Source organism: Snodgrassella alvi (assembly GCF_040741455.2).
In the GTDB taxonomy this organism is placed as follows: domain Bacteria; phylum Pseudomonadota; class Gammaproteobacteria; order Burkholderiales; family Neisseriaceae; genus Snodgrassella; species Snodgrassella alvi_E.
This window is the reverse complement of the sequence record NZ_CP160328.2, coordinates 2,196,657-2,209,950: the sequence shown is the minus strand read 5'-3', so window position 1 is coordinate 2,209,950 and position 13,294 is coordinate 2,196,657. Positions and strand designations below refer to the sequence as shown.

Below are 13,294 nucleotides of genomic sequence, written 5' to 3'. Positions count from 1 at the left end.
CAGATTATGCTGTTGGATAAATGAAATCAGGCAATGCTCTAATGACAATCACCTTTTTAGTGCCTACATCAGCTCAAAATTAGGTTTTGGATCAAAAAATCTGTGAATCTAACAAGCAGATTCACAGATTTTACTATATATGGAAAATTTAATGGATTACAGATTCAGTTCCATCTGGATGTTGACTCTGTTGAATGTGCTGTGAAGGTTGGCAATTTCTTTAAATCCGGCTTGCTGATAAAGATGGATGGCCGGTTTCAAACTAGTATGGCTTTCTACATAAAGTTTTTTTGCGCCCTCTTCTCTGGCTTTGGCAATGATTGCCTCTATCAAATGTCTGCCAATATGTTTGCCCTGTGCCTCTGGGGCCACTGCTAATTTGGCTAGCTCATAATCATATGGGTCACCATGCTGCTTTATCAGGGCACATACGCCTACTGGTTTGCCGTTTTCCAGTGCCACCAGTATGTGGCCGCCTTTGTCTAGGATGGCTTGTCTGGGATTATCCAGTAGCTGATAATCACTGTCTTCCATTTCGAAATATTTAGCTATCCACGCTGCATTCAAATCACGAAAAGCAGAATGATAGCGGTCACTGTAATCAACAATTTGCACATTTTCTGCGATATTCATGATGCATCCTTTTACATGAAATTGAGTATCGGCCAGCCATGGCGGTGGGCATACTGTGCTAATTTTTCATCAGGATTGACGGCTACCGGGTCAGTTACTAGTTGCAGGAGCGGTAAATCGTTATGTGAATCGCTGTAAAAATAAACTTTGGTAAAATCGCTCAGTTGTTGCCCTCGTTGTGCCAACCATTGTTGCAGACGGATAACTTTGCCTTCTTTAAAGCTGGGTGTGCCTACGTAGCGTCCGGTATAGTTACCTGCTGCATCAGTTTCTAACTGTACGCCGATAATATTCTGAATACCAAATGTTTTTGCAATCGGGGCAATAATAAACTCATTTGTAGCCGATAATAGCAACATTTCATCTCCAGCATCACGATGCCCCTGTACCAGCATTTTTGCCATAGTGGAAATATGCGATACGATAAAGTCATGCATGTATTCGCTATGCATGCTGTCCAGTTCGGCACGGGTAAATCGTGCCAGAGGTGCGAGCTGGAATTGCAGGAATTCATCTATATCAAGACAGCCATTTAGGTAATCCTGATAGAATTTATTGTTTTTCATGTCAACAAACGCTTTGTCGACCAGTCCTTTCTGCATCAGGTACTTCGGCCATTCGTTATCCGAATCACAATTAATCAGAGTATGGTCAAGGTCAAAAATAGCCAGATTCATGCATGTTCCTGTTGTTTAAGTAGCTGCCGCAGTAAGGTAAGAGTGATGCGCCGCCCCTGCGCAAGTGAATAATCATTTAAGGTATTGAGCATTAGCAATAGACTGTCCAAATCGCGGCGCCAGTGAGCCAGCAGATAACGGATAACTTCAGCATCCACCGGTATTTGCCGAGCCCGTGCCATGCCTACCAATGCGTTAAATTTCTCTTCGTCGCTTAATGGTTTGATTTCATATACCAAACAAAAAGCCATACGGGTACGTAAATCTTCGCGAATCATAAGCTGCTGGGGGGGGATGGCAGAGCTTAAAAGCAGATTGCCCTGACGGGTATTGCGAAAGTGGTTGAATAAAGAAAAAAGCTGCTGCTGCTCGGCAGGGCTGAGTAATTCAATCTGATCCACAGCAACGCAATCGAGGTCAAACAGCCAATAACCAAGTCCTTCGCTCGCAGCGTCAACATATTCGGCTTTCAGACCGCGCGATTGCGCCTGCGCTACCCATGCTTTTAGTAAATGGCTTTTACCGCTACCGGCTTCGCCCCAAACAAAGATAAACGGATCTGCCTGCTGCTGTAAAACATAAATCAGTTCGGCGTTGGTATGGCCGAGAAATTTGTCAAATCCGGGATAGCTGCGATCATCAAAGTCAAATATCAGTTGGTTCACTACGTTAGACCAGTTTGAAAAGGTAGTGCGGCCTTTGATTGTACGCTGTCTGCTTTGTTTCTTTCAAGCAGCACATTGGAGTAATGCTACTGAGGAATAAGGATTTTACGTTTGCACTTGTCCATGGCAAAAAGATGAAATTATTCTTTTGGCTTTACTCCAAATACTTGTGTCCAAAGCTGCTTTACGACCTGATAATTGGAGAGCAAAGTGGCGTCTATGTTGGTGTTGACAGCGTCGCGCAAACGAGTGTTGTGCTGTTGCTGGCGATAATACCGATATGCCATGCGACTGCCTTCGGCCTTACAGCTGTCTACTAGCCCCAATTCGGCAGCGATGCTGAGCAAGGCAATATTACCGTAATTGTTTAGTAATTGCGGATACTGATGCACATGTGCCAGTATCAGATACTGCACGATAAATTCCACATCCACTACTCCGCCGCGGGCATATTTTACATTTGTGTCTACGGGTGGATGTGTAGGAAACATTTTTTCGCGCATAGCGATGATTTCGTTGCTTAAAGAGACGGTATCACGTTTGCGGCATAAAATTTCGCTACGTACCCCATCAAATCGTATGCCCACGTTGCTGTCGCCACCAATGAAGCGGGCTCGGGTTAGGGCCTGATGCTCCCAAGTCCATGCACTTTCACGTTCATAGCGTTCGAATGCCTGTATATGGGTAACAGTAAAACCTGAATCGCCATTCGGGCGCAGCCGTAAATCAATATCGTAAAGTGTACCTGCACCGGTTGGTACTGTTAGCCAGCTGGTAAGACGACGGGCCAGACGTGTATATGTATCAATAGCATCGGGATGGTTATCATCAAATACATAAACCAAATCCAAATCTGAGGTATAACCTAATTCTTTACCCCCCAGTTTGCCATAACCAATCACAGCAAAATGCGGGGTTTCAGTGTGACGTCGTGGTAATTGCGCCCATACTCTATTCAGTGCATTTTGTATAATTAGGTCTGCCAGTGCAGAAAGCTGATCTGACAACCCTTCTACTGTCCACAAACCGGCCAAATCCTGTACCGCCAGACGAAAAGTCCATGCATGCTGAAACCGGCGCAGAACATCCATTTGCGCCTCGACATCATCATGGCAATCATCCAACAACTTTGTCAGCTCCTGCGCATGTACTGTCCAATCAGTATCCTTGCGCATTAGTTCATTGCTAAGCAGTTCGTCCAATAATACCGGATGCCGCTGTAAGTATGTAGCAACCCAGCTGCTTTGACTCATGAGTCCGGCCAGTTTATCTAAAGCTTCGGGATGCTCATGCATAAAGGCCAAATATGAACTGCGCCGAGCAATGGTTTCTACAAAATCAAGCAATCGGGTTAATGTAATATCTGGCTGCGGATATCTGGCTGCTACGCTCAGTACAGACGGAATCATGTCATCAAAACGCTGTTGCGCAGATGACGATAGCTGCCGGTACTGACTGCCATGATGTAGTTGTTGCAGACGCTGAATTACATTATGAGCATTAAAGCCATGTGCTGTTAGTAAAGAAGTTTTTTCTTCGCTATCACTGTCAACCTGCCAAACGCGTACCATATCAGGATCTTGTGCTTTAGCCTTATCGTCCGGCTCAGTGAAAATGGCATTGAAAATCTGGTTAACAGCACAACGGTGCTGATTCAATGCAAAAAGGTAGTGCTCATAATCGGCATAGCCCATACTTTTTGCTAGCATTTGTTGCTGCTCTGTGCCGGCCGGCAGCATCTGCGTTTGCTGATCATCCCAATATTGTAAGCGGTGTTCGGTATCTCTCAGAAAATGGTAAGCCTGTAGCAAGATATCAACATTTTCTGCTGACAGCATGCCTTGTTCCTGCAAGGCATGCAGTGTTTCCTGTGTGCCTTTTAGTTGCAGGCTGCGTATCTGACCGCCACGTATCAACTGGAAAATCTGTGCAATAAATTCCACTTCACGAATGCCACCGGCACCCAGTTTGATATTGTCCGCCATGCCTTTGCGGGTCACTTCACGCTGAATTTGCTGATGCAGATTGCGCATGGCATCGTAGGCATTGAAATCCAGATATTTACGGTACACAAACGGCCGTACAAGTGCAGCGATATGATTCGGATAGTCGGTTATTAATCGAGCCTTAGTCCATGCATAGCGCTCCCATTCCCGTCCTTGCTGTATCAGATATTGTTCCAGCGCGGTTTCATTTATTACCAATGCCCCAGCATCACCATCTGGACGCAATCGCATATCTACGCGGAAAACCTGCCCGTCACCAGTAATATCATTCAGTAGCGATATGATTTTCTGGCCAACTTTGGTGAAAAATTCCTGATTGCTTTTCTGGCGTTTACCGTCGGTGTCGCCAGCTTCCGGAAAAACAAAAATTAAATCTATATCAGAGGAAACATTCAGTTCATATCCACCCATCTTGCCCATGCCCACTATACTCAGCCGCTGAAATGTATTGCTGAGGGCGCCAATTGGTTCGCCATATAGTCCAGCATAATAAGCATGTGCATACTGTTCAGCGATATTGATGGTGAAATCAGCTAGATGAGTTATGGTGGTGGTGACTTCCTGTAAATCACTCACCCGTGCCAGATCGCGCGCCATGATATGTGCAATTACATGGCGGCGCAGCAGGCGCAACTGGCGTTTCAACTCTGCCTCATTTTCACCAGCCTGCAATTGTGTCCAGTTGGCAAAACCGTGAAAATCTTCCAACGTCAGACGTCTTTCCAGCCATGGAAAAAGTTTGTTCTGGTCGAGCAAATAATTATCTAGCAGACGGCTGAGAAACAATGAATATGGACGGGCTGTGGCGAGAATGTGTGCAGGAGTCATGTTGCTGTTGAATTGGTAACAGTTGTGTGTGAGCATGATACCGCCTGACCTAAATACTGTGAACTGACAACTTTCAGATAATTAACAATGGCTCATCAGTACAATACTGTTGGTATCACTCATAAAATACTAATAAAGGGAATATTCATATCATAATGAATATTCCCTTTTCTTTATACAGATTCAGTTACAATCGTATTGATGTAATGTATTAGTGATGATGGTGGTCGTGGGCACCATGTACATGGCCGTGTTCCAGCTCTTCTGCAGTAGCTGGGCGGATGTCTTTTACAGTTGCTTTAAAGCGAATGCGCTGGCCGGCTAAGGGATGATTACCATCCACTACGGCTTTACCATCAGCCACATCGGTGATACGGTATACCATCACTTCACCAGTTTCTGGATCGTCAGCTTCGAACATCATGCCCACTTCTACTTCTACCGGAAACACATCCAGTGGTTCGATGCGAATCAGATCTTCCTCCTGCTCGCCAAAAGCATCATCCGGAGACAATGTAACATCTACTACATCGCCAACTGCTTTATCGTGCAACTGTTCTTCCACCAACGGGAAAATACCATCATAACCACCATGCAGATAGCTGATAGGTTCTTCCGTTTTATCTATCAGCTGGTTATCTGCATCAAACATTTCATAATCCAGCGTCACTACAGAGTTTTTGGCGATTTTCATAATTTTTTCCATAATCAATAAACTGCACGAGCAGCAAACAGGATGTAGTTTAACATGGAACCAGCAACATCACATGCTGCTGATGTTAAGGCACCATCAGGATTGCAGACTGTCCAGTCGCGCCATCATTCCGGCCAATATACTTTTGCCTTCCGAGTGACTGACAATGGGTTCACTACCTTTGCGCCCAAGCAAACGTATATCATCTGCCGGCATTTCATCTATGAAACGGCTGGGTTCATGAAATTCCCACGTTCCGGCACGTTTGCGCTTATGACAATGGGTCAGCGTGAGCGTCTGACGAGCACGGGTAATACCAACATACATCAGCCGGCGCTCTTCATCGATATTGCCTTCCTCCACGCTATCCGCATGCGGAAAAACGCCTTCTTCACAACCAACAAGAAACACATATGGGTATTCCAATCCTTTCGAAGCATGCAATGTGGACATACTCACCATATCCGCATCTTCGTCTTCCTTACCATCCAGCAAGGTCATCAGGGCAATGGTCTGGGCTATTTCAAGTATATTTCTACCGTCTTCCTCTCCTTTTTTACTAATCCAGCCGAGCAAATCCAGTACATTACGCCACTTGATTTCACCTGCACGCCCTTCTTCTGTGTTCAGTAGATGTGCTTCATAAGCAATATCAGACAACAGATTGTGTAGCAAGTTGCCAGCTGCTTCAGTACGTGCGCGTATTTGATAATCCGCCAGCATCGCCATAAACTGCTGTAAAGGCTCACGGCTTTTGGCAGATAGTTCTGCCAAAGCACTCATACTGCGCGCCGCCTCGTACAGGCTGCATTGCGCCACTTTGGCATAATTGTTCAGCTTTGCCAGTGTCGTTTCGCCCACTCCACGCCGCGGAGTAGTCACCGCGCGTAAAAAAGCCGGATCATCATCTGGGTTGGCGAGTAAGCGCACATAAGCGAGCACATCCTTAATTTCAGCCTTGTCAAAAAAACTCTGCCCACCAGAAAGACGGTAAGGAATCCGTCTGCTGCGCAAAGCTTCTTCAAATACTCGCGCCTGATGATTACCCCTGTACAGGATGGCAAAATCGCGATAATGCACCGCATCTCCGCCTACCAGTTTCTGGTGCGCAATGCGGCTAACCACCAAATCGGCCTCATGGGTTTCGTTTTTACAGGCAATCACATCAATCATATCGCCAAGCCCATATTCACTCCATAAAGTTTTGGCGAATAACTTAGGGTTATGGGCGATTACTTGATTGGCCACGCGCAGAATACGCGCAGTAGAGCGATAATTTTGCTCCAGCTTGATAATTTTCAAATCCGGATAATCCTGCTGCAACAGACGCAGATTTTCCATATTGGCACCACGCCAAGCATAAATGCTCTGGTCATCATCGCCTACAGCAGTAAATTTTCCATCCGCCCCTGTAAGCAAACGCATTAGCGCATACTGGCAAGTATTGGTATCTTGACATTCATCCACCAGCAGATAACGCAGGCGCAGCTGCCACTTATAGCGGATGTCTGCATCTGATTGCAGCAGCTCAACCGGAATGCGGATTAAATCATCAAAATCAACTGCCTGATAACTTACTAGAGTATCCTGATAAGAGGCGTACAGCTGCCCTATCTGATGTGTCCAGCTATCATCTGCCTGCCGAATAATAGTTTCTGGTGACAACAGGCTGTTTTTCCATAATGAAATTTGGTGCTGTGCCTTAAATACCATTTCACGGCCACTGCTACCCAGCAACTCGCTGATAATTTTGCCCGCATCGGCACTGTCGAGAATAGAAAACTGTTTTTTATAACCTGCTGCGGCCGCTTCTTCGCGCAGAAAACGCATACCCAATGAATGAAACGTGCTGATGTTTAAACCACGGGTCTGCGATTTGTGCAACAAATGCCCTACACGCTCTTGCATTTCACGAGCCGCTTTATTCGTAAACGTAATCGCGGCAATCTGATGCGGTGGATAACCAGCCTGCTTGATTAGATAGGCAATTTTTTCAGTAATCACACGCGTTTTACCGCTGCCAGCACCAGCAAGTACCAGTAACGGCCCATCCAAATAATGGATAGCCTGATGTTGTTGTGGATTAAGATTCAACATGATTTACTAGATACTTTCCGGCGCAATAGATGAGACATCTGCCTGATAACAGCTAATCCTGACATCTGTGAACCGGATAGTAAACTTAAATTTGCCAATCGATTGGCGCCATACCGTGCTGTTGCAGATATGCATTGGCTTTGGAAAAATGTTTACAACCAAAAAAACCACGGTAGGCGGATAAAGGAGAAGGATGGGGCGCAGTCAGTACCAGATGCTTTTGGCGATTTATCATCGCTCCTTTTTTTTGTGCATGACTACCCCAAAGCATAAAAACAACGTTCTGACGTTCTGCATTCAGTGCAGCAATTACATGGTCAGTAAATGTTTCCCAGCCCAGCTCAGCATGAGAATGTGCCTGACCTGCGCGCACGGTTAAAACTGTATTGAGGAGCAATACACCTTGTTCCGCCCAATGTTGCAGATAGCCATGCTGTGGTATACGAAAACTAGGAATATCGTCTGCTAATTCTTTGTAAATATTAACCAAAGATGGTGGAATAGCAATTCCCTGCCGAACTGAGAAAGATAGGCCATGAGCCTGTTGCGGACCATGATAAGGATCTTGCCCTAGAATCACCACTTTTACCTGTGCAAACTCAGTAGACTTAAATGCATTAAACACATCTTGAGCAGGCGGATAAATAATTTTACCGGCCATTCTTTCGGCACGGACAGTTTCCAGAATATGCTGAAAATATGGTTGCTGTTTTTCTGCACCAATTGCCTGATGCCATGTCTGCATATGTTCTCCCCTATACGATTAGGATAATTTCTGCTTTACCCTGATACTCACTCATGCAGCCAATTTTAGCATACAGATACAACCACTAATCATGCTTGAAACGCCAGAAATGAGCCAGAGGACCATAACCGTGTCCTAAATGCCAATGCTGTCCAGCCTCAATGGCGCCGTGCACATAGCATTTAGCCACAGCTACTGTATTAGCTAAAGTTTCATGCTGTGGACGTAAAGCGGCAATTGCTGCTGAAAGCGTACATCCAGTGCCATGTGTATGAGATGTTTTAATACGCAGACTCTTAAAGCAAACTGGTTCGCAATCCTTTTCCAGTAACCAGTCTATGGCTTCTTCATCTTCACTGAGATGCCCGCCTTTGACCAGAACAGCCTGACAACCTTCATCCAGCAGAATTTGCCCCTGCTCCAGCATTTCATCACTAGAAGTAGCCATCGTTTTCTGAGTCAGCAATGCCAGCTCAAACAAATTAGGAGTAAGTATATCGGCAAACGGCATGAGCATTTGCTTCATAGCTTGCACGGTGTTTTCTATAGAAAGTGCCGAACCAGAAGTGGCTACCATTACCGGATCTAATACGGTAAAAGGCAGATGAAATTGCTGCAAAGACTCTGCAACGACACGTATACTTTCAATATCCGCAAGCATACCAATTTTGAGCGCATCAATACGGATATCCGACATCACAGCCGAACATTGTGCCTCAATCATATCCGGTGTCACCACCATGACCTTTTGCACACCAAAAGTATTTTGTGCTGTTATTGCAGTAATGACACTGGTACCGTAGGCACCAAGTGCGGCAAAAGTTTTTAAATCCGCTTGTATACCTGCACCACCACCGGAATCCGAACCGGCTATAGTCAATGCACGAGGGTAAGGCTTGGCCAGGGCCATAAGCGACTCCCAAAATAATTTTTATTAGTCAAGGATTTAATTTATATATACATCCTGCAAAAAAAACAAGCCCATACAAATAAACCAATCAGTTTAAGCAACCTTGTTTGTAAAGGGAAAAACCGCCAGAAATATAATATTTGCAATTAAAAACAGAAATTTAATTCAAACAATCAGTCAGTAAAACTGTGTTCCGCATCAGGAAAAATCTTAGCTTTAACTTCCTGTACATAGGCTCCGACAGCAGCCTGAATACTGGTTTGATTGTGCATGAAATTCTTCACAAATTTTGCTGTTTTGCCTGGATAAATTCCCAGCATGTCATGCATCACCAGTACCTGGCCGTCACAATCGACACCGGCACCAATACCTATGGTTGGGCAGCTTACAGATGCGGTTACTTTTGCTGCCAGAGCAACTGGCACACACTCCATCAGCACCATATCCGCTCCGGCTTGAGCATGTGCCTGAGCATCGGCTAGCAATTGTGCCGCAGCTTCACCGCGACCCTGAACTTTATAACCGCCAAGCGTATGTACTGATTGCGGCGTCAGGCCGATATGTGCACACACAGGAATACCACGTTGCTGTAAAAAATGCGTAGTTTCAGCGATCCATTCACCGCCTTCCAGTTTTACCATGTGTGCTCCGGCCACCATCAGCCGAACAGCTGCCGCAAAAGCCTGCTCTTTACTTTGTTGATATGCACCAAATGGCAGATCTGCCAGTATCAGCGCCTGCTGATTGCCTCGCGCCACAGCCGCAGTGTGATAACAAATATCGTCAACACTAACCGGAATAGTTGAAGCTTGTCCCTGCACTGCCATACCCAAGGAATCACCAATCAGCAGTACGTCAACACCAGCATCGCTCATCAGACGAGCAAAACTGGCATCGTAACAAGTTAGCATAGCGATTTTTTCGCCTGCGGCTTTCATTTTTTTTAAAGTGTGAATGGTATGCATAAATTGATAAATCAAATAATAATATTTATTAGAAAACACGGCCGGTAGTTATACACAGTCTGTTTCTGCAAGGAAACAACAAATTCATCAATCAGTAAAACTGATAAACAAACGGCCAAATTGAATGTGCGGCAAAATACCACAGACAACCTTTTTACCCGAGCAGATTAACAAATATTTTGCTAAAGATAAATTTAACCGGCACGATGATACGTGCGCTTGCCCCCGACATTACTAATCATCCGTATCTGCTCATCTAGCAATCACGCCAAGCATCATTTTTTTACGCTTTTAACCAAACCATGCAAATTGTGTGAATGTGTATACTGATTTTCAATCCAATAAACAAAAACCGTACTTTTTTCTACCAAAAAGTACGGTTTCCAAACTGAATAACACATGCATCAGTATGCAAAAAATATCAAACAAACATCATAATGGCATTGATATTTTTTTACCCCCGATTAAACTGCGCTGCACACTGAAATAGCAAAATTACTACAGATAAAAAACGGCTGAAAATTACTTTCTTACGCAAAAAAATATTCAGCTTTACTCGACAGCACAACACATCAGTTATTCGCTTAAATTCAGATAATTACGACTTCCCTGCATATTAGCAATGGTATTAAGCAACAACTCAAAATGATCTTCATTACCCAGAAAATCCAGCTCATTCGTATTGGCAATCAGTAATGGAGCATGCTGGTATAAATGGAAAAAACGGCGATATTCAGCATGAATCTGCTGTAAATAACCAGCAGGAAACAAATTAATCATACCATCCTCACGCTGGCGCAGACGCTTGTCCAGCAATTCATCATCCGCTTCCAGATAAATCACCAAATCCGGTACCGGAAATTTAGGCATCACCTTTTGCTTGATTTGCCAATACAGCGTCTGCTCTTCTTCACGCAGAATTACCGGTACATATATCTGGTCTTTCTCCAGCAGAAAATCAGCAACAATACGTGAACGCCGTTCATCTTCAGCATAGATAACATTGATGGCTTCACAACGGCGCATCAGAAAATGCATCTCTGTAGCCAGCCCGTGATTGGCAGCATTTAGATAGAATTTTTCTAAAAACGGATTGCTTTCAGGTATCTCTGATAATAGTAATGCATCAAAATACTGTGCCAGACGACGGCTCAAAGCTGATTTGCCACTGCCAATAGATCCTTCTACGACAATGTAGCGATAATCCATATTTTCCCCTGACTTAGTTTTGATCGCCTTCAATAATCGTGGCTGCATCCGGCTGTGCTTTAAGTAATTTTGCCGCCAGAGTAGAGGCACTGCCATGAGTGCCGATTACATAGTATGGTGCAATAGCAGCTAGTGGAGCCATTACGAATGCGCGTTCATGCGCACTTGGATGAGGCAATTTCAAATCAGGTTCATTAATGGTCTGATGATTGTAATCAATTACGTCCAGATCAATCATACGCGGACCATTTGGCACATTGCGCACACGTCCCAGCTTATTTTCCAGTTCTAGCATGGAATGTAGCAATGCCTGTGCACTTAAAGTGGTATGAACCAAAACCACCGCATTGACAAAATCAGGCTGGTCAGTCAATCCCACCGGCTTGGTAAGATAAAGTGGTGAAATTGCCTTTACACGGATACCACTAACCTGATTCAATGCAGCCATAGCTGCTTCAACCTGTTTGCGCGGATTTCCTAGATTAGCGCCCAAAGCAATAACCGCTGTTACTGTTTTCATGCTCCCTCCTGCTTGGATTTGTTAGTGCGTTTATTACGATTTCGTTTTGATTTTGTAGAGGTTGTTTTTACCTGCATCGCAGTGTGAATCAGCTCCTCACGCTCTGCATCCGTTCCCTGCTGAAAATTCTGCCACCACTGCACAGTTTCCTGAGCCACTTCGCCAAGATTGGCGCGCAGACACAGAAAATCAAAAGCAGCACGAAAGCGCGGCTGAGCAAGTAGACGATATGGCCGTCCACCGCGCATTATTTCAAATTGCGGTTGCAGAGACCAGATTTCACGCATAGTAACACCATAGCGCTGTGGTACACCCCAGTGTTTATCTATGTGCTGACGTTCTAAAGCCATGGCAGCATGCATGGCTCCATTACTGCGCATACCGCGCGCCTGTTGTTGTATCCAAGCTTCACGCATATGCGGCCACAATACTGCCGCCAGTACAAATCCCATGGAAACGGACTTATCCGCACGCAGACGCTCATCAGTATTTTGCAGAGCCAGCGCAGCTATGTGCCCACTGCCGCCTGCTCCAGGCATCAGTGCATCCAAGAGCGGATGAATATTTTTTAAACCCAATATATCCATCTGACGCAGACATGCTTGCGCATAACCACTGAATAGAATCTTTAACACTTCATCAAATAGCCGTGCCGGTGGCTCCCGCTGAAGCAACTGCCCACATTCGGCAATTGGTTTGGATGTCTGTCTGTCAACCGTAAATCCAAGTTTGCCTGAGAGTCTGGCTGCACGCAACATGCGTACCGGGTCTTCCTGATAACGCTCCTGCGGATTGCCTATCATAACCAGACGATGATTGCGAATATCTTCCACGCCATGATGAAAATCCAATATGACCTGTCTGTGTGGATCATAATAAAGTGCGTTGGCGGTAAAATCGCGACGCATGGCGTCCTGTTCCAGCGTACCGAAACTTACATCTTTCATAATCCGCCCCAGCTCATTATGGCTACTGACGGCACCACCACGGAAAGTTGTAACTTCAATGGTTTCTGGCCCCACCATGACATGTACAATCGGAAAACGTCGGCCAATGATGCGGCTGCGTCTGAATAGTTTACGCACCTGTTCGGGCGTGGCATTGGTGGCGACATCATAATCTTTGGGAGAAACACCCAATAGCAAATCCCGCACTGCTCCACCTACCACATAAGCCTCATAGCCTTCTTTCTGCAAACGGGATATCACTTTTTCCGCAGCGAAACTCAGCTCATCCGCCTTAATATGATGTTGTGCAAAGGGTATTTCCCGTTTTCTGCCTTTACTGACAGTCTTACGCGGCAAAACCCTGTGTAACCACTTTTTTAGCATAGAAAATACATAAG

12 protein-coding genes are annotated in these 13,294 nt (G+C 45.1%); all 12 read right to left on the bottom strand.

All coding sequences use genetic code 11. The features are described from left to right. Positions 1–156: 156 nt before the first annotated feature. Positions 157–633, bottom strand: coding sequence for a GNAT family N-acetyltransferase (locus tag ABU615_RS09860; protein WP_100152353.1), 477 nt, complete (start codon positions 631–633; stop codon positions 157–159). A gap of 11 nt (positions 634–644) precedes the next feature. After that, positions 645–1,310, bottom strand: coding sequence for an HAD family hydrolase (locus ABU615_RS09855; RefSeq protein ID WP_370388933.1), 666 nt, complete (start codon positions 1,308–1,310; stop codon positions 645–647). After that, entirely contained in the window at positions 1,307–1,975 is a 669-nt protein-coding gene (hda, locus tag ABU615_RS09850; RefSeq protein ID WP_100139895.1) for a DnaA regulatory inactivator Hda, read from the bottom strand. The genes ABU615_RS09855 and hda overlap by 4 nt, the downstream gene beginning before the upstream one ends. A gap of 140 nt (positions 1,976–2,115) precedes the next feature. Further along, positions 2,116–4,845, bottom strand: a complete 2,730-nt coding sequence (glnE, locus tag ABU615_RS09845; protein WP_370388932.1) for a bifunctional [glutamate--ammonia ligase]-adenylyl-L-tyrosine phosphorylase/[glutamate--ammonia-ligase] adenylyltransferase — start codon at positions 4,843–4,845, stop codon at positions 2,116–2,118. Positions 4,846–5,020: 175 nt separating this feature from the next. Continuing rightward, the gene (locus ABU615_RS09840) at positions 5,021–5,503 is read right to left on the bottom strand and encodes a peptidylprolyl isomerase (protein ID WP_100139894.1); all 483 of its coding nucleotides are present in this window, start codon (positions 5,501–5,503) and stop codon (positions 5,021–5,023) included. A 96-nt stretch (positions 5,504–5,599) separates the two neighbouring features. Beyond that, the gene (gene rep / locus ABU615_RS09835) at positions 5,600–7,600 is read right to left on the bottom strand and encodes a DNA helicase Rep (protein WP_370388931.1); all 2,001 of its coding nucleotides are present in this window, start codon (positions 7,598–7,600) and stop codon (positions 5,600–5,602) included. Between the two features lie 85 nt (positions 7,601–7,685). Continuing rightward, positions 7,686–8,345: a uracil-DNA glycosylase gene (gene ung, locus ABU615_RS09830; protein WP_370388930.1), complete on the bottom strand. Its 660-nt coding sequence runs from the start codon at positions 8,343–8,345 to the stop codon at positions 7,686–7,688. A gap of 85 nt (positions 8,346–8,430) precedes the next feature. Then, positions 8,431–9,255 (bottom strand): bifunctional hydroxymethylpyrimidine kinase/phosphomethylpyrimidine kinase, encoded by an 825-nt coding sequence (thiD, locus tag ABU615_RS09825; protein ID WP_367488979.1) that lies wholly within the window; start codon positions 9,253–9,255, stop codon positions 8,431–8,433. A 173-nt stretch (positions 9,256–9,428) separates the two neighbouring features. After that, on the bottom strand, positions 9,429–10,220 hold the full coding sequence (gene panB / locus ABU615_RS09820; RefSeq protein WP_100152715.1) for a 3-methyl-2-oxobutanoate hydroxymethyltransferase: 792 nt from the start codon (positions 10,218–10,220) through the stop codon (positions 9,429–9,431). A gap of 576 nt (positions 10,221–10,796) precedes the next feature. Beyond that, entirely contained in the window at positions 10,797–11,429 is a 633-nt protein-coding gene (locus ABU615_RS09815) for a deoxynucleoside kinase (protein WP_267390039.1), read from the bottom strand. A 13-nt stretch (positions 11,430–11,442) separates the two neighbouring features. Continuing rightward, positions 11,443–11,949: a 2-amino-4-hydroxy-6-hydroxymethyldihydropteridine diphosphokinase gene (folK, locus tag ABU615_RS09810; RefSeq protein WP_267390038.1), complete on the bottom strand. Its 507-nt coding sequence runs from the start codon at positions 11,947–11,949 to the stop codon at positions 11,443–11,445. Continuing rightward, positions 11,946–13,280, bottom strand: coding sequence for a polynucleotide adenylyltransferase PcnB (gene pcnB / locus ABU615_RS09805; RefSeq protein ID WP_370388929.1), 1,335 nt, complete (start codon positions 13,278–13,280; stop codon positions 11,946–11,948). The genes folK and pcnB overlap by 4 nt, the downstream gene beginning before the upstream one ends. Positions 13,281–13,294 lie beyond the last annotated feature (14 nt).